Below are 24,141 nucleotides of genomic sequence, written 5' to 3' on the forward strand. Positions count from 1 at the left end.
GGGGACGGCCACCGACGCGGGATCAGCGGCCGGACTCGAGCGAGCCCGCGCGGCCACCGCCGTAGGAGCCGGCGAGACCGGCCGCGGCGAGACCGTTGCTGCCGGCGGCACGGGTGCCCTCGGCGCGGTTCATCTCCACCTCGAGGCCCTGGCCGCGACCGTCGAGGTCACGCAGCTGGCTCTCCAGGTACGCCTTGAGGCGGGTGCGGTACTCGCGCTCGAACTGCTTGAGCTCCTCGATGTGCTTCTGCAGCGCGGTGCGCTTGGCGTCCAGGCCGCCCATGGCCTCCTGGTGCCGCTGGCGGGCGTCCCGCTCCAGGGCGTCGGCCTTGGCGCGCGCCTCCCGGGTGACCTCCTCGGCCTTCGAACGGGCCTCGGAGAGCAGCTGGTCGGCCTCGCGACGGGCGTCGGAGACGTGGTCGTCGGCGGTGCGCTGGGCCATCATGAGCACCCGCAGCGCCTGCTGCTCGCCGTCACCGGTCACGCCGGCCGGGCCGCCCTGCGTGCGCACCTGCTCCAGCTCGGCCTGCATCGCGCGGGCCGCCTGCTCGGCGGCCGCCTTGTCGCGCTGCACCCGGTCGAGCTGAGCCTTGACGTCGTTGAGCTCCGCCGCGAGGCGGGCGTCACCGCCGGGGCCGGCGGGAGCGCCACCCCGACCGCCGCGCTCCACCTGGGCGCGCAGCTCGTTGTTCTCCTCGATCAGACGGGCCAGCTCGCGCTCGACCTCGTCCAGGAAGGCGTCGACCTCCTCCTCGTCATACCCCCGCTTGCCGATCGGCGGCTTTTTGAAGGCGACGTTGTGAACGTCGGCCGGGGTCAGCGGCATCGAAACTCCTCGGGTCAGTTGCGGCCGCGAAAGCGCTCTGGTCAGGCAAACGCGAAGATCAGGCGCCTAAACACGAACTCCATCAGCACGAACAGGATAACCAGGAGCACAAGGGAGGCCAGGTCGATGCTCACGGTACCAATTCGCAGTGGCGGGATCACACGCCTCAACGCTCGCAGGGGCGGATCAGTGACGCTCCACACGACTTCCAGTCCCGCCGACGCTCCCCGCCCCGGTTGCCAGCGGCGACCATAGGCCAGCACCGCCCCGAGAACAAATCGCGCCAAAAGGACAATTAGGAAGATGTACAGCAGCAGGTAGAGCACCTGGAACAGGATCGACAACACGGCAGGCGACGTCCCTCGGTCGTGCGGCTCAGCTCAGGCTGAAGAAGCCGCCCTCAGCGATCTTGGCCTTGTCCTCCGCGGTGACCTGGACGTTGGCCGGTGAGAGCAGGAACACCCGGTTGGTCACGCGCTCGATCGTACCGCGCAGACCGAACGCGAGCCCGGCGGCGAAGTCGACGAGCCGGCGGGCGTCCGCCTCGTCCATCTCGGTGAGATTGATGATCACCGGTACGCCGTCGCGGAAGTGCTCGCCGATCGTCCGCGCCTCGCGGTACGTGGTCGGGTGCAGCGTGGTGATCTGGTAGCGCTGCTCGTCCTCCGGCGCCACGCGCTCCCGCTCCCGCGGCTGGGCCTGCGGCGCGAGCGCGAGGTTGTCCCGGGTGTGGTAGGTCAGCGCGCCCGAGGTGTCACCGGCGGAGGACCGGGTGATCGACCGGACGCTGGACCGCTCGGCCCGCTCCGGGCGCTCGGCCTCGGCCCGGTCGGCGTCGACCGCGCGGCTGGAGGCGCGCTCGGACAGCCGGCCCCGGTCGCCGAGCCGGCCGCGCGTCGTCGGCGGCTCCTCGGCCTCGTCGTCGTCCTCGTCGGCGAACTCCTCGGCGTACCGGCTCGACCGGTAGCGCGACGATTCCCGGTAGCCACCCTTGTCGTAGCCACCGTCCTCGTACGCCCGCTCGTCGTCCTCCTCGACGAGACCGAGCCAGACCCCCGCCTTGCGCAGTGCACCCATCCCCGCGCCCTTCCGTCCGCCGTGCGGCACGCGCCCCCGTGCCGTGTCGCTTGATCACGAGTGGACGATCATGCCCACCGGACCGGATCGGCAATCCCCTGACGCGCGGTTCGCGGTCCGCCCGTCACGGCCCCCGGCTACGGGAACGCCGTCCTGAACAACACTGATGTAATTTGCTTCCGTCGTGGTGAGGCTACCGCAGCGCAGGGCGCATTCCGAGCAACGCGCTGCCGACACGGACATGTGTCGCGCCGTGCCCGATCGCGCTCTCCAGGTCTCCGCTCATGCCCGCCGACAGCACCGTCGCGTCCGGATGATCGGCCCGCAGTGCCGCCGCCACCTCGGCCAGCCGGGCGAACGCCCGGTCCGGCTCCCAGCCCAGCGGCGCCACCGCCATCAGGCCCGCCAGCCGCAGACCGTCGGCGCCGGCCACCGCCGCGGCCACCGGGTCGAGCCCTCGCTGCGGATCGGCCGCGCCCGGCAGCGCCCCGCCCCGGGCCGGGTCGCCGTCGATGCTCACCTGCACCAGCACGTCCAGCGGCCGGTCCCGGACCGCGCCGGCGGCGGCGTCCAGCGCGGCGGCCAGCCGGACGCTGTCCACCGACTGGACCACGTCGGCGTACCGGACCACCGAGCGGGCCTTGTTGCGCTGCAACTGGCCGATGAAGTGCCAGCGCGGCGCGGCCCCGGCGGCGGCCACCGCCTCCGCCTTCGGCGCCGCCTCCTGGTCGCGGTTCTCCCCGACGTCGCTCACGCCGAGCCCGGCCAGCGCGACCACGTCCGCCGCCGGGTACGTCTTGGTCACCGCGACCAGTGTGACCTCGTCGCGCTGCCGCCCGGCCGCCGCGCAGGCGTCGGCGATGCGGGCCCGGACCCGGGCCAGGCCGGCCGCGAGTTCGGCACGCCGCTCGGGCCGCACCGCCGTCTGTGACTCCGTCATCGGCGCGGCTCAGGATCCGTTCTTCAGGAAGTCGGGCACGTCGACGTCGTCGAAGAGCACCCGGCGCGACGGCTGCTGCGGCGCCGGCATGGTGGCCGGCGGGCTCACCGGCGCGTTCGGCTGGGCCGGCGGGTTCTGGTTGCTCTTGCGCGGCGCTTCCACCGCCTTGTACGCCGGCGTGCCCCCGTCGAAGCCCGCCGCGATCACGGTGACCCGCACCTCGTCGCCGAGCGCGTCGTCGATGACCGCACCGAAGATGATGTTCGCGTCCGGGTGGGCCGCGTCGGTGACCAGCTGCGCCGCATCGTTGATCTCGAACAGGCCGAGGTCCGATCCGCCGGCGATGGAGAGCAGCACGCCGCGCGCGCCGTCCATGCTCTGCTCGAGCAGCGGGCTGGAGATCGCCGCCTCGGCCGCCTCGACGGCGCGGTTCTCGCCCCGCGCGCTGCCGATGCCCATGAGCGCGCTTCCGGCGCCGCTCATCACGCTCTTCACGTCGGCGAAGTCCAGGTTGATCAGACCCGGCGTCGTGATCAGGTCGGTGATGCCCTGGACACCGGAGAGGAGCACCTGGTCGGCGGTGCGGAACGCGTCCATCATGGAGATGTTGCGGTCGCCGAGCGCGAGCAGCCGGTCGTTCGGGATCACGATGAGCGTGTCGCACTGGTTGCGCAGTTCCTCGATGCCCGCCTCGGCCTGGACCTGCCGGCGCTTGCCCTCGAACGAGAACGGCCGGGTGACCACACCGATGGTGAGCGCACCGAGCTTGCGGGCGATGTTCGCCACGACCGGCGCGCCGCCGGTGCCGGTGCCGCCGCCCTCGCCGCAGGTCACGAACACCATGTCGGCGCCCTTGAGGACCTCCTCGATCTCGTCGCGGTGGTCCTCGGCGGCGTTCTTGCCGACGTCCGGGTTGGCGCCCGCGCCCAGTCCCCGGGTCAGCTCCCGGCCCACGTCGAGCTTGACGTCGGCGTCGCTCATCAGCAACGCCTGCGCGTCGGTGTTGATCGCGATGAACTCGACGCCCTTGAGCCCAACCTCGATCATCCGGTTGACGGCGTTGACGCCGCCGCCCCCGATGCCGACGACCTTGATGACCGCCAGGTAGTTGTGCGGAGGTGTCATCTCCGGTCCTTTCCCTTCGAGATTGGCATGGGCCGACCCCACACGGCTTGGCCGGATCAGCGGTCGAGCACTCCCCCGTGGCCTCCGACGGCTGAACTCTCACCCTCTACTAGAGGCTTAGAGTTATGTCAACCACTGATCTCTTCGGGGCAACGTATGCGCCGCCGCGCCAGGAGCCAAGGACCTGTTCCGGCGTGTCGCCGACCGAGCGACAGGGGACACAGCGCGGGCTCGCTGAGCCACGGGTCACTCGAACGTGACCACGTCCGGCGCGCTGACGTCGATCCGGTCCGCCTTGCGGCTCAGCAACGAGGTGGCCACTGTCGACTTGTCGGTGCCGCGGGAGGCGTCGCCCCAGAAGACCTGACGCTCGCCGCGCAGCAGCAGCGTGATCCGGGCCAGGCCGGCCACGTCCACCGCGACCAGCTCCGCGCGCAGCTTCTCCCCCAGCGCGGCGAGCACCGCCAGCCCGGCCCGCGTACCCGGGTCGTCGGGGCCGGGCCGGGCGACCCGGACCTGCGGCAACCCGTCCGGCGCCCGGTCCAGTCGCTGGAAGACCACACCCGAGCCGTCGACGACCACGAAGCCGTCGCCCTGCGGCACAGCCGCCACCGCGGTGCGCTCCTGCACCCGGATCACCAGCGTGTCCGGCCACTGGCGCTCCACAGTGGCGCGGGCCACCGGCGGCAGCGTGCCGACCTTGCGCGCGGTCGCGTCCAGGTCCACCCGGGCCAGCGGCTCGTTGTCCGGCACCGCCGCGGCGTCGCGGATCTGCACCGGGGTGACCAGTTGCGCGCCGACCACCCGCACCTCGCGGACGCCGAACAGGCCGGTGCCCAGCACCGTCCACGCGACCAGGCCCGCGACGGCGAGCACCGCCGCGGCGACCGCCCAGGGCAGCGCGGCCCGCATCCGCCGTTGCCGGGCCCGGGCCATGAACCGGCGGGTCGACGGCGGCACGGCGTCCGCGTTCGCCCGCACGAGCTGCCAGCGCCGGGCCGGGCTGCGCCGCCCCGCCCCGCCGTCCGGTCCGGGGGTACGGCCGCGGGCCGGACCGGGACTCATCCGGCGGGGGTCGCCGCGCCGTCCGGGTCGACGCCGGCGCCGAGCCCCGTGCCCCCGGCGGAGCGGGCGAGCAGGGCGTCGAGCAACTGGTCACCCATCAGCGAGATCGGCGGCGCGCCCATCGTCACCACCACGTCGCCGGTCCGCGCCCGCCGGGCCACCTCGCCCGGCACGTCGTCCCACGCCTCGACGAACACCTTGCGCTCGGCCGGCAGCGGCACCTCCTGGATCAGCGCGGCCGAACCCTCGCCGGGACGGCGCGTCTCGCCGGGGCCGAAGACCTCCAGCAGCACCACCTCGTCGGCGATGCCGAGCGCGGCGGCGATCTCCGCCTGGTTGTCGCGGGTGCGGTAGAGCCGGTACGGCTGGAACACCACGATCAGCCGGCCGTCGCCGGCCACCTCGCGCAGCGTCTGCAACGCCAGCGTCATCGAGGTCGGGTGGTAGGCGTACTCGTCGTAGACCAGCACACCGTCCGCCGCGCCCTTGCGCTCGAAGCGGCGCCGCACGCCGGGGAACGCGCCGAGCGCGGCCTCCGCCGCGGCCACCGGCAGGTCCAGCAGGTACGCGGCGAGCACCGCGGCGGCGCTGTTGAGCGCCATGTGTCGGCCCGGTACGGGCAGCCGGATCTCACCCAGCGGCCGGCCCTCGACCTCGGCCTGGTAGCGCACCCCGTGCGCGGACGAGACGACCTCGCTCATCCGCAGGTCCGCGTCGGCGGACTCGCCGTACGTCCAGACCCGGCGGCCCTCAGCGCGCAGCGTCTCGGCCAGCCGGCGCCCGCCCGCGTCGTCGGCGCAGATGATCACGAAGCCGGCCGGGTCGGTGAGCCGGGCGAACTCGGCGAACGCCGCCTCCAGCGTGGCCAGGTCGCCGTAGGTGTTGAGGTGGTCCGCCTCGATGTTCGTGATGATCGACACGAACGGGCGGTAGATGAGGAAGGAGCGGTCGCTCTCGTCCGCCTCGACCACGAAGTGCTCGCCGGTGCCGTGGTGCGCGCCCGAGCCCACCTCGGAGATCTCGCCGCCGATCACGAACGACGGGTCGGTGCCGGCCTGCTGGAGCACCATGGTGACCATCGACGTGGTGGACGTCTTGCCGTGGGTGCCGGCCACCGCCACCGTGCGGCGCCCGGTCATCGCGGCGGCGAGCGCCTCGGAGCGGTGCAGCACCCGCAGGCCCCGGCGACGCGCCTCGACCATCTCCAGGTGGTCCTGCGGGATGGCGGAGGAGTAGACCACCGTGTCCACCCCGTCGAGGTTCGACGCCTCGTGGCTGGAGTGAATGGTGCCGCCGAGCGCCCGCAGGCCGGCCAGCGACGGCCACTCCCGCAGCTCGCTGCCGGAGACCGGCAGACCCCGGGTGAGGAAGAGCCGGGCCAGCCCGGCCATCCCGACCCCGCCCACCCCGATCAGGTGGATCCGGCCCAGGTCCTCCGCCGTCATGGTGCCGGCGGGCGTGAACTGCGCGGTGTTCATCAGACGTACCTTCCCGTCGCGGTTCCGCACATCAGCGGGCCACCGCCTCGTAGACGAAGTTCAGCAACGCCACGTCGCCGTCGCGGCGGCCGTACCCGGCTGCGGCGGCGCCCATCGCGTACAGACGCTGCGGGTCGCGGATCAGCGGGATCACCGTCCGCTCCAGCCACGCCGGGGTCATCTCGGCGTCGTCGACCAGCAGACCGCCGCCCGCCTCCACCACCGGCAGCGCGTTGCGCTTCTGCTCCTGGTTGCTGTGCGGGTAGGGCACGTAGATGGTGGGCAGGCCGATCGCGGCCACCTCGGCGCAGGTCATCGCGCCGCCCCGGGCCAGCATCAGATCGGCGGCGGCGTAACCCAGCTCCATCTCGGACAGGTACGGCAGCGTGACGTACGGCACCGGCAGGTCGGTGGGCACGGAGACCGGCTCGTTGCGGGCGCCGATGACGTGCAGCACCTGCACACCGTTGCGGGCCAGCTCCTTCGCCGCGCCGGAGACGGCCAGGTTGATCGAGCGGGCGCCCTGCGAGCCGCCGGCGACGAACAGCACCGGCAGGTCGGGACGGAGTCCGAAGTGGGCGCGGGCGGCGTCGCGCAGCGCGGCCCGGTCCAGCCCGGCGATGCCCCGGCGCAGCGGCACGCCGACCACGCGGGCGTCGCGCAGCGCCTCGGCCTGGGCCGGCTGGTGCGGGAAGCCCACCGCGACGTTCTTGGTGAACTTCATCCCGAGCCGGTTCGCCACGCCTGGCGGCACGTTCACCTCGTGGATGACGATCGGCAGCTCCCGCCGCCACGCGGCCAGGTAACCGGGCACCGAGACGTACCCGCCGAAGCCGACCACGGCGTCGGCCTGGACCTCGTCGATCACCTTGCCCGCGGCGCGCGCCGCCTTCCACATCCGGTCCGGGGTACGCACCAGGCTCATGTTGACCGACCGGGGAAGCTGGTAGGCCGGGATCTGCCGCAGGTCGTAGCCGGCCGGCGGGATCAGCTCGTTCTCCAGCCCCTTGGGTGTGCCCAGACAGGTGATCCGGACGCTCGGGTCGTGTCGGCGCAGGCAGTCGGCGAAGGCGAGCAGCGGGTAGATGTGCCCGCCCGTACCCCCTCCGCAGAGCACCACCGAACGCAGCGGACCCATCAGCGTCTCCTCTCGCTCGCCGCGCCGGTGCGCGCCCGGTCGGACCGGGCGCCGCGGGGCGCGGCCTGATCGTCCTGCCGCCGCTGCCGGGACCGGGGCACGGACCCTCGGTCGGCCGGGGGCGGCGCCGGTCTGCGGCGCCGGCCGGGAAGCGGCGGCAACGGGGCCCACACTAGTCGGACCCATCGGGCGGGCGGACGGGCATGCAGCGCTCGCGCCGCGTCCGGCTCGGCGCGGGCGAACGAGGCGAGCATGCCGATCGCGGCGAGCGTCACCACCAGGGCGCTGCCGCCGTCGGAGATGAACGGCAGCGGTACGCCGGTCAGCGGCAGCAGCCCGGTGACGCCACCGATGTTGATGACGGCCTGGCCGACCAGCCAGGCGGTCACGCCGGCGGCGGCGAGCCGGCGGAACGGGTCCTCGACCCGGCGGGCGATCCGCATCCCGGTGTACGCGAGCACGGCGAACAGCGTCAGGACCACTGTGCAGCCGACCACGCCCAGTTCCTCGGCGACGATGGCGAAGATGAAGTCGTTGTGCGCCTCGGGCAGGTAGTTCCACTTCAGCGAGCTCTGGCCCAGGCCGACGCCGAACCAGCCGCCGTTGCCGATCGCGTAGCGGGCCTGCACGAGCTGGTAGCAGTAGTCCAGCTTCTGCTCGAAGCAGGTCTTCGGATCCGGCGGGTCGAGCCACATGGTGAGACGGCCGAGCCGGTAGTTGTCCGCGTCCCGGGAGCCGGAGCCGGCGCCGAGCGAGGCGGCGGCCACCAGCAGGCCGATGCCGGCCAGGCCGATCGCGGAGAGCGCGGCGAAGACCCGGCCCCGCACGCCGGCCGCCCAGAGCAGCCCGACCACGAGCGCCAGCAGGCAGAGCATGCTGCCCAGGTCGTTGAAGCCGACCAGCACGAACAGCAGGCCCACCACCGGGAACAGCGGTGTCGCCAGTTCCTTCCACCAGCCCAGCGCGGCGCCCTTGCGGGCCAGTACGTGCGCCGCCCACAGCACCAGCGCGAACTTCGCCACCTCGACCGGTTGCAGCGAGATCGGGCCCAGGGAGAGCGAGAGGAGTTCGGCCCGCAGCGGCCCGATCGACGTCACCCCGAACAGCGAGTTCAGCGCGACGAACAGGTTGAGCGTGAGCAGCAGCGCCACCGCCACGCCGAGCGCCGGGCGGCTCACCGCCCGGAACGTGCGCGCGGGCAGCCGCTGGCAGGCCCAGAACGCGCCGATGCCGATCACCGCGAACACGGCCTGCTTGGTCAGCGACGCGGACGCGTCACCGCCCTCGGCGAAGTCCTTCACGCTCGTGGCGGAGAAGACCATGGTGAGGCCGATCAGCAGCAGCAGGCCGGCGCTGGACAGCAGCAGGTAGTACGAGGCCAGCGGCCGGGCCAGCAGGCCGCGCAGCGCGGCCAGGCCACCGGCCGGATCCCAGCGCGCCGCGGGCGGGTCGGCCGGTGGCGTCGCCGCCGGGGCACGGCGGGCCGGCGGGTCGCTGGTCACCTGGATGTCTCGTCCCTCCCCCACAGGCCCATCATGGCCGCTCGACCCGCCCGCCCGTGGCGCAACCGCCCGGTCGGCGTGTCGGATCTGAAGGAAGGGCCCCTTATTAACAGACGTCTGTTAATAAGGGGCCCTTCCTTACACCCGAGGCGTCAGCTGACCGCGGCGAGGAACTCGCTGTAGAACAGGCCCAGCGCGATGGCCACGCCGATACCGGCGATGATCCAGAACCGGACCACGATGTTGACCTCGCTCCAGCCCGCCAGCTCGAAGTGGTGCTGCAACGGCGACATCCGGAACACGCGCTTGCCGGTGGTACGGAAGGAGATGATCTGGATGACCACGGACATCGTGATGATCACGAAGAGGCCGCCCAGGATCGGCAGCAGCAGGATGGTGCGGGTGGACATCGCCATGCCGGCGATCAGGCCGCCCAGCCCGAGCGCGCCGGTGTCGCCCATGAAGATCCGCGCCGGTGACGTGTTCCACCACAGGAAGCCCACGCAGGCGCCGGCCGCCGCGCCGGCGATCAACGCGATCTCCAGCGGGTCGCGCACGGTGTAGCAGTACGACTCGGTGTAGTTCGGGTCGGCGCACCAGTGCCGGTACTGCCAGAACGCGATCAGCGCGTACGCCGCCAGCACCATCACCGAGGCGCCGGTGGCCAGGCCGTCCAGGCCGTCGGTGAGGTTGACGCCGTTGGTGGCCGCCATGACCACCATGATGATGACGATCACCGCGCCGATCTTGCCGATCTCCAGCGCCGGGATGTCCCGGATGAAGCTCAGCGTGGTGCTGCCCACGGTCTCGGTGTTCGTCGCGTTGCCGCCGGCGTCGGTCATGCTGGACGGGAAGTAGACCGCCACCGCGCCGAAGACCGCACCGACCAGGATCTGCCCGGCCAGCTTGCCCCGCTTGTTGAGACCGCCGCTGTGCCGCTTGCGCACCTTCAGGAAGTCGTCGATGAAGCCGACCGCGCCGGAGAACACCATCAGCCCCAGCAGCACCAGCGCCGTGATGGTCGGCTCGACCTGGGCGATCTGCGCGTCCGGCAGCGTGGTCAGAGCCAGGTGCCCGGCCACGTACGCGATGACTGTGGCCAGGATGAAGACCACGCCGCCCATGGTCGGCGTGCCCTTCTTGCCCTCGTTGCTGGCGAGCCCGAGGTTCGATCGGATCGGCTGGCCGGCCTTGAGCCGGGCGAACACCTTGATCGCGATCGGGGTGCCGAACAGCGAGATCAGGAACGCGACCCCGATGGCGACGATGACCGCCCTCATGCGGCGCCGCCCTCCGTCGCACCCTCCCGGGCGTCCGCGCGCAGCGCGTCGGCCACCTCCCAGGTCCGGTACCGGGAGCCCTTCACCAGCACCACGTCTCCCGGACGCAGCTCGCTCCGCAGCACCTCGACGGCCGCCGCCTGATCGGTGAGCAGCACCGACTCTCCTCCCCAATTACCTACCGCTGTCGCGCCCTCGTGGATCGGCGCCGCCGGCTCGCCCACCACGAGCAGCCGGTCCACTCCCAGTTCGGCCGCGAGCCGGCCGACCTGCTGATGCCCCTGAAGTTCGAAGTCACCCAGCTCGGCCATGTAGCCGAGCACCGCGACGGTACGCCCCTCGCCACGCATGCTGGCCAACGCCCGCAGCGCCACGCCGGTGGAGGCGGGGTTGGCGTTGTACGAGTCGTCGATCACGGTCACCCCGTCGGGACGCTCGAAGACGTCCATCCGCCGGGTCGAGACCAGGCCCAGCTCGTTCAGCGCCGCCGCCAGGTCCGGCAGCGGCAGGCCCAGCTCCCGGCCGACCGCCGCGGCGGCGAGCGAGTTGGAGACCTGGTGCCGGCCGGTCAGCCCGAGCCGCACGGGCGCGCTGCCCTCCGGGGTGACGAGGGTGTACGAGGGCCGTCCCCGGCCGTCGAGCGTCACGTCCACGGCGCGTACGTCGGCGCGCTCCGACTCGCCGTAGCGGACCACCCGGGCCCGGGTACGCGACGCCATCGCGTCGACCCGCGGGTCGTCGGCGTTGAGCACCGCCAGCCCATCGTCGGGCAGCGCCTCGACCAGTTCGCCCTTGGCCAGCGCGATGGTCTCCACCGAGCCGAACTCGCCCAGGTGCGCCACGCCCACGTTCAGCACCACAGAGATCCGCGGCGGCACCACGTCGCACAGGTAGCGGACGTGCCCGACCCCGCGGGCGCCCTTCTCCATCACCAGGTAGCGGGTCTCCGGCGTGGCCTGCAACGCCGTGTACGGGTGCCCCAGCTCGTTGTTGAACGAGCCGGGCGGTGCCACCGTCGGGCCGAGCCGGACAGCGAGCTGGGCGATCAGGTCCTTGGTGGTGGTCTTGCCGGACGAGCCGGTCAGCCCGATCACCGTCAGCCCGGGCAGCCGGTCCACCACCGCGCGGGCCAGCCGGCCCATCGCGTCGAGCGCGTCGCCGACGAGCACCATCGGCACGCCCGGCACCTCCCGGGTGCCGAGCACCGCGACAGCGCCGGACGAGATCGCGCCGGCCGCGTAGTCGTGGCCGTCCACCCGTTCGCCGGGGAAGGCGACGAACAGCCCGCCCCGGTTGACCTTGCGGGAGTCGAACTCCACGGTGCCGGTGACCCGGGCGTCCGGGTCGGCGCCGACGAGCCGGCCGTCGACAGCGGCGGCCACCTCGGCCAGCGTCAGCGGGATCACCGCTGACCCACCAGGTCACCGAAGCGGGCGCGCAGCGCCGCCGCCAGCTCCACCCGGTCGTCGAACGGCAGCACCTCGCCGCCGATCTCCTGGCCGCGTTCCTGGCCCTTGCCCAGCACCGCCACCACGTCACCCGGTTCGGCCACCCGGACCGCCTCCTCGATCGCCGCCCGCCGCCCGGGCACCTCGATGACGCGGGCCGGGGTCGCGGCGGCGTACGCGCCGGCGAGCACCTCGGCCCGGATCGCGGCCGGGTCCTCCGTCCGCGGGTTGTCGTCGGTCACGAGCACCACGTCGGCGCCGCGCGCGGCCACGCCGCCCATCACCGGCCGCTTGCCCCGGTCCCGGTCGCCGCCGGCGCCGAGCACACAGATCAGCCGGCCTTCGGTCAGGCCGCGCAGCGCGGTGAGCACCGCCTCGATCGCGTTGGCCTTGTGCGCGTAGTCGACCACGCCGCGCACCGGGGCGTCGCCGCTGACCAGTTCCAGCCGGCCGGGCACGCCACCGCAGGCGGCCACGCCGCGCGCCGCGGTCTCCGCGTCCACTCCGGCGGCGACCAGCAGGGCGACCGCCAGCAGCGCGTTCGCCACGTTGTGCCGGCCGGGCAGCGCAACGCCGGTGGGCAGCGTCAGCCCGTCCGGGCCGTGCAGCGTGAAGCGCTGCGCGTAGCCCTCACCGTCGACGCCGTCGGCCCACCAGGTCGCGTCCGCGTCGCCGGCCGCCGAGTAGGTGACGGTGCCCGGCTTGTGCAGCGGGCGCAGCGCCGGGTCGTCGTGGTTGAGCACCTCGACCCGGCAGCGGCCGTCGAACAGCTTGGCCTTGGCCGCGAAGTAGTCCGCCTCGTCGGCGTGGAAGTCCAGGTGGTCGGAGCCGAAGTTGGTGTAGCCGCCGACGTCGAACCGGACGCCGCCGACCCGGCCCATGGCGAGGGCGTGGCTGGACACCTCCATGACCACCGTGTCCACCCCGTGCTCGCGGGCCACCGCGAGCATGGCGTGCAGGTCGGTGGCCTCCGGGGTGGTCCGGACGCTGTCGATCACCAGGTCGCCGAGGCGGGTCTCCACGGTGCCGATCAGCCCGGTGACGTGCCCGGCGGCCCGCAGCCCCGACTCGACCAGGTAACTGGTGGAGGTCTTGCCGGCGGTGCCGGTCACCCCGATCACGGTCAGGCCGGCGGTCGGGTCGCCGTAGACGGTCGCGGCCACCTCGCCGAGCGCGTCGCGCGGGTCGGCGACGACGAGCACGGGCAGGCCGGTCCCGGCGGCCAGCGCCACACCGGCCGGGTCGGTCAGCAGGGCCACCGCGCCCGCCTCCGCCGCCGCTGCGGCGAACTCCGCGCCGTGGCGCCGGGCACCGGGCAGGGCGGCGTACAGGTCGCCGGGGCGTACCTCCTGGCTGGCGTGGGTCACGCCGGTGACGGCCAGGTCGGCGGCCTCCTCCGGCGGGGTCGCCGCCACGCGGTCGGCGAGGTCGCCGAGCCGTACGGGACGCACGGTTGTGGGACGTGGATTGCCGGGCACGGCGTCAGACCCTACCCGGTCGTCCGGTTCCGACCGCACAGCCGCCCCGGTGGTTCGTCGCCACTCACCGATGATGTCCCGCCGTCCCCGCTCAGCGCGGAAAGACCTCGAACTTCGGGGACTTGTTGGTGAGCGACGGCGGCACCCGGTAGTGGCGGAGAGTGAAGCCCATCATCTCCCGGAAAGCCGGCGCGGCGACCGCGCCGCCCCCGCCGCCGGGGCTCCACACGAACACCGCGACCACGTACCGGGGGTTCTCCGCCGGGGCCATGCCGATGAACGAGCCGACCTCGCCGGGCTGCTGCTTGCCGCCGTCGTAGCGCAGACCGGTGCCGGTCTTGCCGGCCACCCGGTATCCGGGTACGGCGGCGGCCAGACCGGTCGCCCGGCCGTCCGGGCCGTCGACCGTGGTGACCGCCTCCATCATCTGGCGCAGCGCCGCCGCGTTGGCCGGGCTGAGCACCGAGCGGGTGGTGGGCGCCGCGGCGGGGCTGCGCTCGCCGTCCACGCCGATGGTCTCCTTGACCAGGTGCGGCTGCACGTACGTACCGTTGTTGGCGATGGTGGCGTACGCGGCGGCCATCTGCAGCGGCGTGGCGTCCACGCTGTGCCCGATCGGCACCGACCCGTACGCCGAGCCGCTCCACTGGTCCGGCGGCAGCAGCCGGCCGGCCGCCTCGCCGGGCATGCCCTCACCGGTGGCCTGGCCCAGCCCGAACCGCTTCTGGTAGTCGAACAGCCGGTCCTTGCCCAGCTTCTCGGCGATCTCGATGGTGCCGACGTTCGACGAGAAGGCGAGCATGCCGGGGATGCTCATGGTGCGACCGCCGACCGGGTGGGTGTCGCGGAAGGTGACGCCGCCCCGGACGATCGTGTCGGCGACCGGGAACGCGGTGTCCGGCGTGATCACGCCCTCCTGGAGAGCCGCGCCGTACGTGATCGCCTTGTGGATCGAGCCGGGGTCGACCACGAACGTGGTGGCCGCGTCGTCCCGGTCGGCCGGGGAACCGACCTTGGTGGGGTTGGCCGCGTCGTACGTCGGCTGGCTGGCCTGCGCCAGCACCTCACCGCTCGGCACCTCGATGATCACCGCGGCGCCGACGCTGCCCTTCACCTTGGCCGTCTGCTTCGCCAGGATCCGCTGCGTCATGAACTGGAGGTCCCGGTCGACGGTGAGCTTCAGCGAGCTGCCCGGCTGCGGCTGGGTGGTGCGGCTGTAGCCGCCGGGGATGGGCGCGGCCAGGTCTCCGAGGCCCACCTCGTAGGTCCGCTTGCCGGCCTGTCCGCGCAGCACGTCGTCGTACTTGGCCTCCAGCCCCTCCAGGCCGTTCATGTCCTGGCTGACGAAGCCGATCAGGTTCGCCGCCAGGTCGCCGCCGGGCACCTCGCGCCGCTCGTCGCGGTGCACGTTGATGCCGGCCAGGTCGAGTTCCATGATCCGCTTGGCGGTGCCGATCTCCACACCGCGGGCCAAATAGACGAACTGCAACGGGGTGTCGGTGCCGGGCAGGGTGCGCTTGCGCATCTTCTCGGCCAGGTCGGACACGGGCACGCCGAGCAGCGGGGAGAGCAGGCGCGCGGTGGCGAACCGGTCCTTGACCCGGGTGGGGTCGGCGAACACGTACCGGGCCTCGACGCTGTGCGCCAGCGGCTCGCCGCCGCGGTCGAGGATCGCCCCGCGCGGGGCCGGCAGCTCGACCACGGCGAGCCGGTTGGGCAGGCCGCCGTCGGCGTACGCCGGGGTGTCCACGGTCTGGAGGTAGACCAGCCGCACGCCGATGCTGGCGAACAACGCCAGCGCCAGCACCGTGCCGAGCCGCAGCCGCCGGCGCGGGTCGCCGAGTCGCGGCGGCCGGCGCGGCTTGCGTACCGGCCGGCGGGGCTGCGCGGCCGGGCGGCGCGGCTGGGACCGGCGGCGCGGCGGCGCGTCCTCGTCGTCGTCGAACGGTTCCCGCACCGGCCGGGACGAGACGGTCCGCACCACGCCGGCCCGGCCGCCCGCGGCGGTGGACCGGCGGCCGGACCGGGCGCCGTCGGTCGCGGGCTCGCGCGTGCCGGCACGCCCCGCCCGGCCGCCGTCGAGCACCTGCAACGCGGGCCGGAACGGGTCGCCGGACCGGTTGCTGCGGGGGGTACGCCGTTGCTCCGCGCCGCCGCCCTCGCGCACGGTCCGCCCGCGCGGCGTGTACGCGCGGGCGTCGGAGATCCCGCCGAGGCCCGGCTCGCGCGGCTCCGACCCCCGCGACGATCCGCGCCGGGAGCCCGTGGCGTCCCGGCGCGGATCATCCGATCTCGGCGGCATCGCTCAGCCTCCGTTGCCCTGCTGGCTGGTGACCGACGGGGCACCCTGCGCGGGGTGCGGCACCCCGATGGTCTGCCCGTCCGGCAGCCGGATGTAGGCCGGGTCCTCGGACTCGACGAGGCCGAGCCGCCGGGCGTTGGCGGTCAGGTTGCCGGGCGCCTCCTGCTTGGCGATCTCCTTCTTCAGCTCCTGCTCGTCCACGTCCAGCTTGGCCTGCTGCTGCTGGAGCTTCTCCAGCTTGAACGCGTTCTCGTTGATCTTGGTGTTGACCGCCAGGATGCCCAGCACCCCGCCGACCACCAGCACCAGGATCAGCGCGACGAACGGTGCCCGGGGCACCCGGATCGGCGCCGGCGGGGCGACCCGCAGGCGCGGCGCGGGCGCACCGGTGACCCGGGTACGCTCGGCCGGCCGCAGGGCGGCACTGCCCTGCGTCGGGAACTCGCGCGCCCCCCGGGCGCGAGTTGCCTCCCGGCGGTCGGTCGCCGTCGTGTCCCGCGTGGTGCGCTGCGCCGCGGTCCGGCCCCCCGACCGCGGTGCGCGCTGCCCGACGGCTCCCCGGCCGTCGCGCTTCTCGACGTTCATGTCCCCTCCCCCTCCTCGTCCGTCCCGTTCGCGTCCCCCGGGGCCGACCGCGGGTCCTTGCCGGACCCCGGTGACCCCGTCCCCGGTTGGTGCATCGCCTTCACCCGGCGGCGGTACCGTTCGCGGTCGGTACGCCCCTGCCGGGCCGCCTCCGGGTCGAGCCGTTCCGCGGCCCGCAGCCGCACCGAGGCGGCACGCGGGTTCGCGGCCACCTCCGCCTCCCCGGGCAGCTCGGCGCCCCGGCTCAACAGCCGGAACGTCGGGCCCGACCCGGGCAGTTCGACCGGGAGGTCGACCGGGCCCTTACTTCGGACCCGGTCGGCGAGCGCCTGCTTGGTGAGCCGGTCCTCCAGCGAGTGGTAGGACAGGACCACCATGCGGCCGCCCACTGTGAGCTTGTCCAGAGCAGCCGGCAGCGCCGTCTCCAGCGCTGCCAGTTCTCTGTTTACCTCGATCCGCAAAGCCTGAAACGTTCTCTTTGCCGGGTGTCCACCGGTTCGTCGGGCCGGTGCCGGAATGGCGTCCCGGACCAGCTCGGCCAGCCGGGCCGAGGACGTGATCCGGTTGCGCTCCCGTTCCCGGATGATCGCCGAGGCGATCTTCCCGGCGAACTTCTCCTCGCCGTACACCCGCAGCAGGCGGGCCAGGTCCGGGTGGGAGTACGTGTTGACCACCTCTTCGGCGGTCACCCCCCGGGTCTGGTCCATCCGCATGTCCAGCGGCGCGTCCTGCGCGTACGCGAACCCGCGGTCGGGCGCGTCGAGTTGCAGGGACGAGACGCCGAGGTCGAACAGCACCCCGTCGATCGCCGGGTAACCGAGCCGGTCGAGCACCTCGGGCAGCTCGTCGTAGACGGCGTGCTCCAGGTGGATCCGGTCGGCGAACCGGGCCAGGCGGACCCGCGCGTGGGCGAGCGCCTCGGTGTCCCGGTCCAGGCCGATCAGCACCGTGTCCGGATGCGCCGAGAGCACTGCCTCGGCGTGCCCGGCCAGGCCGAGCGTGGCGTCGACGTGGACGGTGCGACCGGGCCGGCCCAGTGCGGGGGCCAGCAGCTCGAGACACCGCTCGAGCAGCACCGGCACGTGCGTGCCGCGTAGCTCCCCCATCTCGACCCCCACCCCGTTCGCCAACCGTTCCGTCACGTGTCCGTCGTCGCCACGACGCCTCGCCATACCGCCAGATCCCCATCCGCTCCCGCCCGCCGGAGGCCGCGGCCCTCCGTGTCGGATCGTGCGCCTGGCACCGGGGAAGGGGTGCCAGGAACTCGAAAGCGGCTGGAGATCTCGCAGTACGTCGGGCGCCGTCACGCCCTACAGACCGCCGGGCAGCACCCCCTCCTCGATGTCGGCGAAGTCGTCTTCGCTCTCCGCGAGGTAGGCCTCCCAGGCCGCCTTGTCCCAGATCTCCACCCGGGTGCTCGCTCCAATCACGACCAGATCCCGGTCCAGTGCCGCGTACGACCGCAGGTGGCCGGGTATGGTGACCCGCCCCTGCTTGTCCGGCACCTCGTCGTGCGCGCTGGCGAAGAAGACCCGGCTGTAGGCCCGGGCCGCCTTGCTCGTCATCGGCTGCGCGCGCAACTGGTCGGCGATCCGCTGGAACTCGGGCATCGGGAAGACGTAGAGGCAGCGCTCCTGCCCTTTGGTGATCACGACACCCCCCGCCAGTTCGTCCCGGAACTTCGCCGGCAGGATCAACCGGCCTTTGTCGTCCAGGCGCGGAGTGTGGGTGCCGAGGAACATCGGCCCAACCCCCTCGCCCTGAGCGGCGTTCGCGGCGCCGCTGACCCCCCGGGCCGGTGTGGCCCTCCCGGCCTCACCATCGCGCCCCACTCTACTCCACTTCCCTCCACCTGCAACCAGAATCGCCCGCGCGGCGTGGCGTTTCCGCGCGCAAAACCGCACGTCAACGCGGGTGGGGCGGAGTGGAGGGGGTGGGGCGCGCCCCACACCGTCCGCTACCCGACATCGACCGCCGCCGTCCGGCCCCGCGCGCTCCGCCCGTCCGCCGGGCCGTCCCCGGCCGAACGGTTCGCCGTCGGCGGCGATCTGGTGGAGGTGGCGGTCCGGTAACCTCGCTCGGGTGACGGACGCGAAGATGCCCTTGCGGGCAAAGGTGGCCAGCTCCGTGTCGCGCACCGCCGCGGCGCTGTCGCGGGCCGCGGGCCGTGGCGACGGCTCGGTGATCGGCGGCTGGATCGGCCTCAAGATCGACCCGGACCTGCTCGCCCATCTCTCGGCCGGGCGCGCCATCGCCCTGGTGTCCGGCACCAACGGCAAGACCACCACCACCCGGCTCACCACCGCCGCGGTCGGCGTGCTGGGCCGGGTCGCCACCAACTCCTTCGGCGCGAACATGCCCACCGGCCACACCTCGGCGCTCGCAAAGGCCGGCAGCACGCCGTACGCGGTGCTGGAGGTGGACGAGCACTACCTCGCCCAGGTGCTGGAGGCGACCGAGCCGCACGTGGTGGCGCTGCTCAACCTCTCCCGCGACCAGCTCGACCGCGCCAAGGAGGTCGCCATGATGGCGCAGCTCTGGCGCGCCGCCCTGGTCCGGCACCCGCGGGTACGGGTGGTCGCCAACGCCGACGACCCGATGGTGGTGTGGGCCGCCTGCCCGCCGGCCGACCCGGCCCAGGGCCACGTGCCGCCGCACGTCACCTGGTTCAGCGCCGGGCAGCGCTGGCACGACGACTCCTGGGTCTGCCCCGAGTGCGGCTCCACCATCCAGCGCTCCGGTGAGCAGTGGTGGTGCACCGGCTGCCCGCTGCGTCGCCCCGAGCCGCACTGGACGGTCGAGGACGACGGCGTGCTCGACCCCACCGGCGCCTGGCACAAGATCCAGCTCCAGCTCCCCGGCAAGGTCAACCTCGGCAACGCGGCCACCGCGCTGGCCGTCGCCGCCGAGTTCGGCGTACGCCCGGTGGACGCGGTGTCCCGGCTCGGCACCGTCACCTCGGTGGCCGGCCGCTACGCCCAGGTGGACCGCGACGGGCGCAACATCCGGCTGCTGCTGGCGAAGAACCCGGCGAGCTGGCTGGAGGCGTTCGACATGGCCGACGTCGCGCCGGCACTGCTGTCCATCAACGCCCGCGACCCCGACGGGCTGGACACCTCGTGGCTGTTCGACGTGGACTTCTCCCCGCTGACCGGCCGGCAGGTACTGATCACCGGCGACCGGGCGTACGACCTGGCGGTGCGACTGGAGGTCAACGGCGTGCCGTTCCAGCACGTCCGCAGCTTCGACGAGGCCGTCCGCGCCGTGCCGCCGGGCCGGCTGGAGGTCATCGCCAACTACACCGCCTTCCAGGACATCCGAGCGGAGCTGGACCGTGTCAACTGAGAGCCTGCGCATCGTCTGGATCTATCCCGACCTGCTGTCCACATACGGCGACCGGGGCAACGCGCTGATCCTGGCCCGCCGGGCCCAGCTGCGCGGCATGCCGGTCGAGGTGCTCGAGGTCCGCTCCGACCAGCGGCTGCCCGCCACCGCCGACATCTACCTGCTCGGCGGCGGCGAGGACGGCCCGCAGGCGCTCGGCGCCCAGCGTCTGATCGCCGACGGCGGCCTGCACCGGGCGGTGGCCCAGGGTTCGGTGGTGTTCGGCGTCTGCGCCGGCTACCAGCTTCTCGGCACCTCGTTCTTCGCCAAGGGCACCCGCTGCGCCGGCCTGGAGCTGCTCGACCTCTCCTCCGACCGCGGACCCACCCGGGCGGTGGGCGAGCTGGCCGGCGAGGTCGACCCACGGCTCGGCATCCCGCACCTGTCCGGGTTCGAGAACCACGGCGGTCGCACCCACCTCGGTCCGGGCGTGTCCCCGCTGGCCCGGGTCACCACCGGGGTCGGCAACGACGGGGCCACCGAGGGCGCGTGGCGGGGCAAGCTGCTCGGCACCTACTCGCACGGCCCGGCGCTGGCGCGCAACCCCGACCTGGCCGACCTGCTGCTGCGCTGGGCGACCGGCATCCACCAGCTCCCCCCGCTCGACGACACCTGGGCCGACCGCCTCCGCTCCGAGCGCCGCACCGCGGTGGCCGCCGCACCGAGGCCGTGACCGACGCCGCCCGGCCGGGGCGGCGACCGGTGGCCCGCCGGCTCGCCGGGTTGCTGCGGCAGCCCTCGGCGCGCCGGTTCGGGCTGCTCCTGCTGCTGCTCGCCGGGTTCGGCGTGACGCTGCTGCTGGTGCCCCGGCCGGACCCGGCCGACCTGCCCCGGCTCGCCGACTCGCTGGGTGGCTACGGGCCGCCCGCGGCTGTGGTCGGCGGCGCGCTGCTGCTGGTGGCGCTGGTGCCCCGCACGTTCGTCACGCTGGCCGCGGGCGCGATCTTCGGGCCGGTGCAGGGCGCCGCGTACGCGCTCGGTGCGGCGCTGCTCGCTGCGGCCATCGGCTTCACGGTCGGCCGGGTGCTCGGCCGCGACTTCGTCGCCGAGCGGGTACGCGGCCGGCTGGCCCGCCTCGACGGCTGGTTCGCCCGGCAGAGCGTCTTCGGCGTGGTCACCGTACGGCTGCTGCCGATCGCCGGGTTCGGGCTGGTCAGCTACGGCTACGGCACCACCGCGGCCCGGGTCATGCCGTTCCTGGCCGGCAGCGTGATCGCCTCCGCGCCCACCGCCATCGGCTACGCGGCGATCGGCGCGGCCGTGACCACACCCGGTTCGATCAACTGGTACGCGGCCGCGCCTGCGAGCCTCGGCCTGATCGCCAGCGTGCTGATCATCCACCGCTGGTGGCGGGCCGAACGACGGCGTCGCGCGCCCTGACCGTCGGTGGGCGTGTCCCCGAAGTGGACACGCCCACCTGCGGGCGTCAGGCGACGACCGAGACCATCCGGCCCTTCACCACGATCACCTTGCGCGGCTCCTTGCCGCCCAGCGTGCCGGCGACCGCCTCCAGCGCCGCCGCGCGGACGGTCTCCTCGGACGCGTCGGCGGGCACCTCGACCCGGCCCCGGACCTTGCCGTTCACCTGCACCGGGTAGGTGACCGACTCGGCCACCAGCAGGGCCGGGTCGGCGACCGGGAAGTCCGCGTACGCCAGCGACGTGTCGTGGCCCAGCTTGCGCCACAGCTCCTCGGCCATGTGCGGGGCGAACGGGGCGACCATCAGCACCAGCGGCTCGGCCACCTCGCGCGGCGTACGCGCCAGCCGGGTCAGGCCGTTGGTCAGCTCGATCAGCTTGGCGATGGCGGTGTTGAACCGGATCCCGTCCATGTCGGCGCGGACCCCGTCGATCGCCTTGTGCAGCAGCCGCCGGGTCGCCTCGTCGGCCGGCTCGTCGGTGACCCGCAGCTCACCGGTCTGCTCATCGACGACGGTGCGCCAGACCCGCTGCAGGAACCGGTACGAGCCGACCACCGCCCGGGTCTCCCACGGGCGGGACACCTCCAGCGGGCCCATCGACATCTCGTACACCCGGAACGTGTCGGCGCCGTACGCCGCGCACATGTCGTCCGGGGTGACCACGTTCTTCAGCGACTTGCCCATCTTGCCGTACTCGCGCCGGACCTCGGTCTCGCCGTGGAACCAGCGGCCGTCGACCTCGACGACCTCCTCGGCGGGCACGTAGGCGCCGCGCGGGTCGACGAACGCGTACGCCTGGATCATGCCCTGGTTGAACAGGCGGCGGAACGGCTCGAACGACGAGACGTGGCCCAGGTCGTACAGCACCTTGTGCCAGAAGCGCGCGTACAGCAGGTGCAGCACCGCGTGCTCGGCACCGCCGACGTACAGGTCCGTGCCACCGCAGTCACCGTCGCGGCGCGGGCCCATCCAGTACGCCTCGTTCTCCGGATCGGCGAAACGCTGCGAGTCGGTCGGGTCCAGGTAGCGCAGCTCGTACCAGCAGGAACCGGCCCACTGCGGCATCACGTTGGTCTCGCGGGTGTAGCGCTTGGGCCCGTCACCCAGGTCCAGCTCCACCTCCACCCAGTCGCGCCGCCGCGACAGCGGGGTCTCCGGGTTGCTGTCGGCGTCGTCGGCGTCGAACGTCTTCGGCGAGAAGTCCTCCACCTCGGGCAGCTCGACCGGCAGCATCGACTCGGGCAGCGCGATCGGCGCACCGGACTCGTCGTACACGATCGGGAACGGCTCGCCCCAGTAGCGCTGCCGGGAGAACAGCCAGTCGCGCAGCCGCCAGGTGACCGCGCCGGCGCCGTGCCCGTTGGCCTCCAGCCACTCGATGATCCGCGCCTTGGCGTCGGTGACGCCCAGGCCGTCCAGGTCGATGCCGCGCTCCGGCGCGGCGCTGTTGATCGCCGGGCCGTCACCGGTGTACGCCTTGCCGTCGAAGCCCTCCGGCGGCTGCACGGTCCGCACGATCGGCAGCTCGAAGACCTCGGCGAAGTCCCAGTCCCGCTCGTCCTGGGCGGGCACCGCCATGATCGCGCCGGTGCCGTACCCGGCCAGCACGTAGTCGGCGATGAAGATCGGGATCTGCCCGCCGGTCACCGGGTTGGTGGCGTAGGCGCCGACGAAGACGCCGGTCTTCTCCTTGCTGTCCGCCTGCCGCTCCACGTCCGTCTTGGCCGCGGCGGCCTTCCGGTACGCCTCGACGGCCTCACGCGGGCCGGCGTGCCCACCGGTCCAGGCGTCCTTCGTCCCCTCCGGCCAGGCGGCCGGCGTCAGCACGTCGACCAGCTCGTGCTCGGGCGCCAGCACCATGTAGGTGGCGCCGAAGACGGTGTCCGGCCGGGTCGTGAACACCCGCACCGGAGCGGCGTCGGTCGGGAAGTCGATGTGCACGCCGGTCGACCGGCCGATCCAGTTGCGCTGCTGCAGCTTGATCGGCTCCGGCCAGTCCAGTGTGTCCAGGTCCTCCAGCAGCCGGTCCCCGTACGCGGTGATCCGCATCATCCACTGCTTCAGGTTGCGCTTGAAGACCGGGAAGTTGCCGCGCTCGGAACGGCCGTCGGCGGTGACCTCCTCGTTCGCCAGCACGGTGCCCAGCCCCGGGCACCAGTTCACCGGCGCCTCCGAGACGTACGCCAGGCGGTGGTCGTCGACGACGCGCCGCCGCTCCCCCACTGACAGCTCGGCCCACGGACGCCCGTCCGGGGTGGCGCGGGTGCCGCCCTCGAACTCGGCGATCAGCTCGGCGATCGGCCGGGCCTTGCACGCGTCCGCGTCGTACCAGGAGTTGAAGACCTGCAGGAAGATCCACTGCGTCCAGCGGTAGAACTCGGTGTCGATGGTCGCCACCGACCGCCGCTCGTCGTGGCCCAGCCCCAGCCGGCGCAGCTGCTCCCGGTACCGCTCGATGTTGGCCTCGGTGGTGGTCCGGGGGTGGGTGCCGGTCTGCACCGCGTACTGCTCGGCGGGCAGGCCGAACGCGTCGAAGCCCATCGCGTGCAGCACGTTGCGCCCGGCCATCCGCTGGTAGCGGGCGTAGCAGTCGGTGCCGATGTAGCCCAGCGGGTGCCCGACGTGCAGGCCGGCGCCGGACGGGTACGGGAACATGTCCAGCACGTACAGCTTCTCGGCGCCCGCCCGCGGGTGGCCCGGGTCGGCCAGCGGACCGACCGGGTTCGGCGCATGGAAGGTGCCCTCCCGCTCCCAGGTGTCCTGCCAGCGGTGCTCGATCTCGTCGGCCAGGGCGGCGGTGTACCGGAACGGGGGGATGTCGGTCGCCGGTGCGGCTGCCTCACTCATGGCGTCTCCTCGGCGCGGATCGATTCGAAAAAATTGTGGGCGGTCTGCTGCGGGCACAAAAAAGCCCCTCGCGCAGGAGGGGCGGCCGTGCTGTCGCGCGTTCAGCGCATCAACACGGCTCGGTAAGAAGCAGGAAGAACCCGGCCATGCAGGCAGTGTACCTCGCACCCCTCGGCGACGGCGCGCCCGTTCCACCCGCGGCGGCCGGTCCCCCGGTCCGGCGAATATTCCGGGCGTAACCGACCG

At 73.2% G+C, this 24,141-nt stretch carries 20 protein-coding genes; 3 read left to right on the plus strand and 17 right to left on the minus strand.

Annotated features, from left to right (window positions below):
• Positions 1–22: 22 nt before the first annotated feature.
• The 16 genes from FB454_RS16575 to mraZ all read right to left on the minus strand — a co-directional run bounded on the left by FB454_RS16575 (position 23) and on the right by mraZ (position 17,986).
• Positions 23–826 (minus strand): DivIVA domain-containing protein, encoded by an 804-nt coding sequence (locus FB454_RS16575; RefSeq protein ID WP_013287595.1) that lies wholly within the window; start codon positions 824–826, stop codon positions 23–25.
• A gap of 41 nt (positions 827–867) precedes the next feature.
• Positions 868–1,173, minus strand: a complete 306-nt coding sequence (locus FB454_RS16580; protein ID WP_013287596.1) for a YggT family protein — start codon at positions 1,171–1,173, stop codon at positions 868–870.
• A gap of 28 nt (positions 1,174–1,201) precedes the next feature.
• Positions 1,202–1,903: a cell division protein SepF gene (locus tag FB454_RS16585; RefSeq protein WP_145751822.1), complete on the minus strand. Its 702-nt coding sequence runs from the start codon at positions 1,901–1,903 to the stop codon at positions 1,202–1,204.
• Between the two features lie 193 nt (positions 1,904–2,096).
• Complete coding sequence (locus FB454_RS16590; protein WP_013287598.1) at positions 2,097–2,843, minus strand: YggS family pyridoxal phosphate-dependent enzyme; 747 nt, start codon at positions 2,841–2,843, stop codon at positions 2,097–2,099.
• Between the two features lie 9 nt (positions 2,844–2,852).
• Positions 2,853–3,968: a cell division protein FtsZ gene (gene ftsZ, locus FB454_RS16595; protein ID WP_013287599.1), complete on the minus strand. Its 1,116-nt coding sequence runs from the start codon at positions 3,966–3,968 to the stop codon at positions 2,853–2,855.
• 246 nt (positions 3,969–4,214) lie between these two features.
• Positions 4,215–5,033 (minus strand): cell division protein FtsQ/DivIB, encoded by an 819-nt coding sequence (locus tag FB454_RS16600; RefSeq protein ID WP_013287600.1) that lies wholly within the window; start codon positions 5,031–5,033, stop codon positions 4,215–4,217.
• Positions 5,030–6,511, minus strand: a complete 1,482-nt coding sequence (murC, locus tag FB454_RS16605; RefSeq protein ID WP_145751820.1) for a UDP-N-acetylmuramate--L-alanine ligase — start codon at positions 6,509–6,511, stop codon at positions 5,030–5,032. Before murC ends, FB454_RS16600 begins: the two co-directional genes overlap by 4 nt.
• Positions 6,512–6,542: 31 nt before the next feature.
• Positions 6,543–7,649: an undecaprenyldiphospho-muramoylpentapeptide beta-N-acetylglucosaminyltransferase gene (gene murG / locus FB454_RS16610; RefSeq protein ID WP_013475787.1), complete on the minus strand. Its 1,107-nt coding sequence runs from the start codon at positions 7,647–7,649 to the stop codon at positions 6,543–6,545.
• The gene (locus tag FB454_RS16615) at positions 7,649–9,151 is read right to left on the minus strand and encodes an FtsW/RodA/SpoVE family cell cycle protein (protein WP_013475786.1); all 1,503 of its coding nucleotides are present in this window, start codon (positions 9,149–9,151) and stop codon (positions 7,649–7,651) included. The genes murG and FB454_RS16615 overlap by 1 nt, the downstream gene beginning before the upstream one ends.
• Before the next feature lie 152 nt (positions 9,152–9,303).
• Positions 9,304–10,431 carry a phospho-N-acetylmuramoyl-pentapeptide-transferase gene (mraY, locus tag FB454_RS16620; protein ID WP_013287604.1) on the minus strand — a complete coding sequence of 376 codons (1,128 nt, stop codon included), beginning with the start codon at positions 10,429–10,431 and terminating at the stop codon, positions 9,304–9,306.
• Positions 10,428–11,837, minus strand: coding sequence for a UDP-N-acetylmuramoyl-tripeptide--D-alanyl-D-alanine ligase (locus FB454_RS16625; protein ID WP_145823159.1), 1,410 nt, complete (start codon positions 11,835–11,837; stop codon positions 10,428–10,430). Before FB454_RS16625 ends, mraY begins: the two co-directional genes overlap by 4 nt.
• The gene (locus FB454_RS16630; protein WP_186461608.1) at positions 11,834–13,396 is read right to left on the minus strand and encodes a UDP-N-acetylmuramoyl-L-alanyl-D-glutamate--2,6-diaminopimelate ligase; all 1,563 of its coding nucleotides are present in this window, start codon (positions 13,394–13,396) and stop codon (positions 11,834–11,836) included. Before FB454_RS16630 ends, FB454_RS16625 begins: the two co-directional genes overlap by 4 nt.
• A 52-nt stretch (positions 13,397–13,448) precedes the next feature.
• Positions 13,449–15,659, minus strand: coding sequence for a peptidoglycan D,D-transpeptidase FtsI family protein (locus tag FB454_RS16635; protein WP_145823161.1), 2,211 nt, complete (start codon positions 15,657–15,659; stop codon positions 13,449–13,451).
• Between the two features lie 3 nt (positions 15,660–15,662).
• A complete protein-coding gene (ftsL, locus tag FB454_RS16640; protein WP_013287608.1) occupies positions 15,663–16,244 on the minus strand; it encodes a cell division protein FtsL in 582 nt (193 codons plus the stop codon).
• On the minus strand, positions 16,241–17,350 hold the full coding sequence (gene rsmH / locus FB454_RS16645) for a 16S rRNA (cytosine(1402)-N(4))-methyltransferase RsmH (protein ID WP_030271908.1): 1,110 nt from the start codon (positions 17,348–17,350) through the stop codon (positions 16,241–16,243). The genes ftsL and rsmH overlap by 4 nt, the downstream gene beginning before the upstream one ends.
• A 204-nt stretch (positions 17,351–17,554) precedes the next feature.
• A complete protein-coding gene (gene mraZ, locus FB454_RS16650) occupies positions 17,555–17,986 on the minus strand; it encodes a division/cell wall cluster transcriptional repressor MraZ (protein WP_013287610.1) in 432 nt (143 codons plus the stop codon).
• A 355-nt stretch (positions 17,987–18,341) separates the two neighbouring features.
• On the opposite strand from mraZ, the gene FB454_RS16655 reads away from it, so the two are divergent.
• Genes FB454_RS16655 through FB454_RS16665 form a run of 3 tightly spaced genes read left to right on the plus strand, consistent with a single transcriptional unit; the run spans position 18,342 to position 21,008 of the window.
• A complete protein-coding gene (locus tag FB454_RS16655) occupies positions 18,342–19,589 on the plus strand; it encodes a MurT ligase domain-containing protein (RefSeq protein WP_145823183.1) in 1,248 nt (415 codons plus the stop codon).
• Positions 19,579–20,301: a type 1 glutamine amidotransferase gene (locus FB454_RS16660; protein WP_013287612.1), complete on the plus strand. Its 723-nt coding sequence runs from the start codon at positions 19,579–19,581 to the stop codon at positions 20,299–20,301. Before FB454_RS16655 ends, FB454_RS16660 begins: the two co-directional genes overlap by 11 nt.
• Positions 20,298–21,008 (plus strand): TVP38/TMEM64 family protein, encoded by a 711-nt coding sequence (locus FB454_RS16665; protein WP_030271906.1) that lies wholly within the window; start codon positions 20,298–20,300, stop codon positions 21,006–21,008. Before FB454_RS16660 ends, FB454_RS16665 begins: the two co-directional genes overlap by 4 nt.
• Positions 21,009–21,054: 46 nt before the next feature.
• Here FB454_RS16665 and leuS read toward each other — a convergent pair whose 3' ends face one another.
• On the minus strand, positions 21,055–23,895 hold the full coding sequence (gene leuS / locus FB454_RS16670) for a leucine--tRNA ligase (protein ID WP_145823162.1): 2,841 nt from the start codon (positions 23,893–23,895) through the stop codon (positions 21,055–21,057).
• Between the last annotated feature and the right edge of the window lie 246 nt (positions 23,896–24,141).

Source organism: Micromonospora sp. CNZ297 (assembly GCF_007827625.1).

Coding starts and splice junctions, on each gene's coding strand:
- leuS (WP_145823162.1), bottom strand. CDS start 23,895: ATGAGTGAGGCAGCCGCACCGGCGACCGACATCCCCCCGTTCCGGTAC.
- FB454_RS16655 (WP_145823183.1), top strand. CDS start 18,342: ATGCCCTTGCGGGCAAAGGTGGCCAGCTCCGTGTCGCGCACCGCCGCG.
- murG (WP_013475787.1), bottom strand. CDS start 7,649: ATGGGTCCGCTGCGTTCGGTGGTGCTCTGCGGAGGGGGTACGGGCGGG.
- FB454_RS16590 (WP_013287598.1), bottom strand. CDS start 2,843: ATGACGGAGTCACAGACGGCGGTGCGGCCCGAGCGGCGTGCCGAACTC.
- FB454_RS16635 (WP_145823161.1), bottom strand. CDS start 15,659: ATGCCGCCGAGATCGGATGATCCGCGCCGGGACGCCACGGGCTCCCGG.
- FB454_RS16575 (WP_013287595.1), bottom strand. CDS start 826: ATGCCGCTGACCCCGGCCGACGTTCACAACGTCGCCTTCAAAAAGCCG.
- ftsZ (WP_013287599.1), bottom strand. CDS start 3,968: ATGACACCTCCGCACAACTACCTGGCGGTCATCAAGGTCGTCGGCATC.
- rsmH (WP_030271908.1), bottom strand. CDS start 17,350: ATGGGGGAGCTACGCGGCACGCACGTGCCGGTGCTGCTCGAGCGGTGT.
- murC (WP_145751820.1), bottom strand. CDS start 6,511: ATGAACACCGCGCAGTTCACGCCCGCCGGCACCATGACGGCGGAGGAC.
- FB454_RS16585 (WP_145751822.1), bottom strand. CDS start 1,903: ATGGGTGCACTGCGCAAGGCGGGGGTCTGGCTCGGTCTCGTCGAGGAG.
- FB454_RS16600 (WP_013287600.1), bottom strand. CDS start 5,033: ATGAGTCCCGGTCCGGCCCGCGGCCGTACCCCCGGACCGGACGGCGGG.
- mraY (WP_013287604.1), bottom strand. CDS start 10,431: ATGAGGGCGGTCATCGTCGCCATCGGGGTCGCGTTCCTGATCTCGCTG.
- mraZ (WP_013287610.1), bottom strand. CDS start 17,986: ATGTTCCTCGGCACCCACACTCCGCGCCTGGACGACAAAGGCCGGTTG.
- ftsL (WP_013287608.1), bottom strand. CDS start 16,244: ATGAACGTCGAGAAGCGCGACGGCCGGGGAGCCGTCGGGCAGCGCGCA.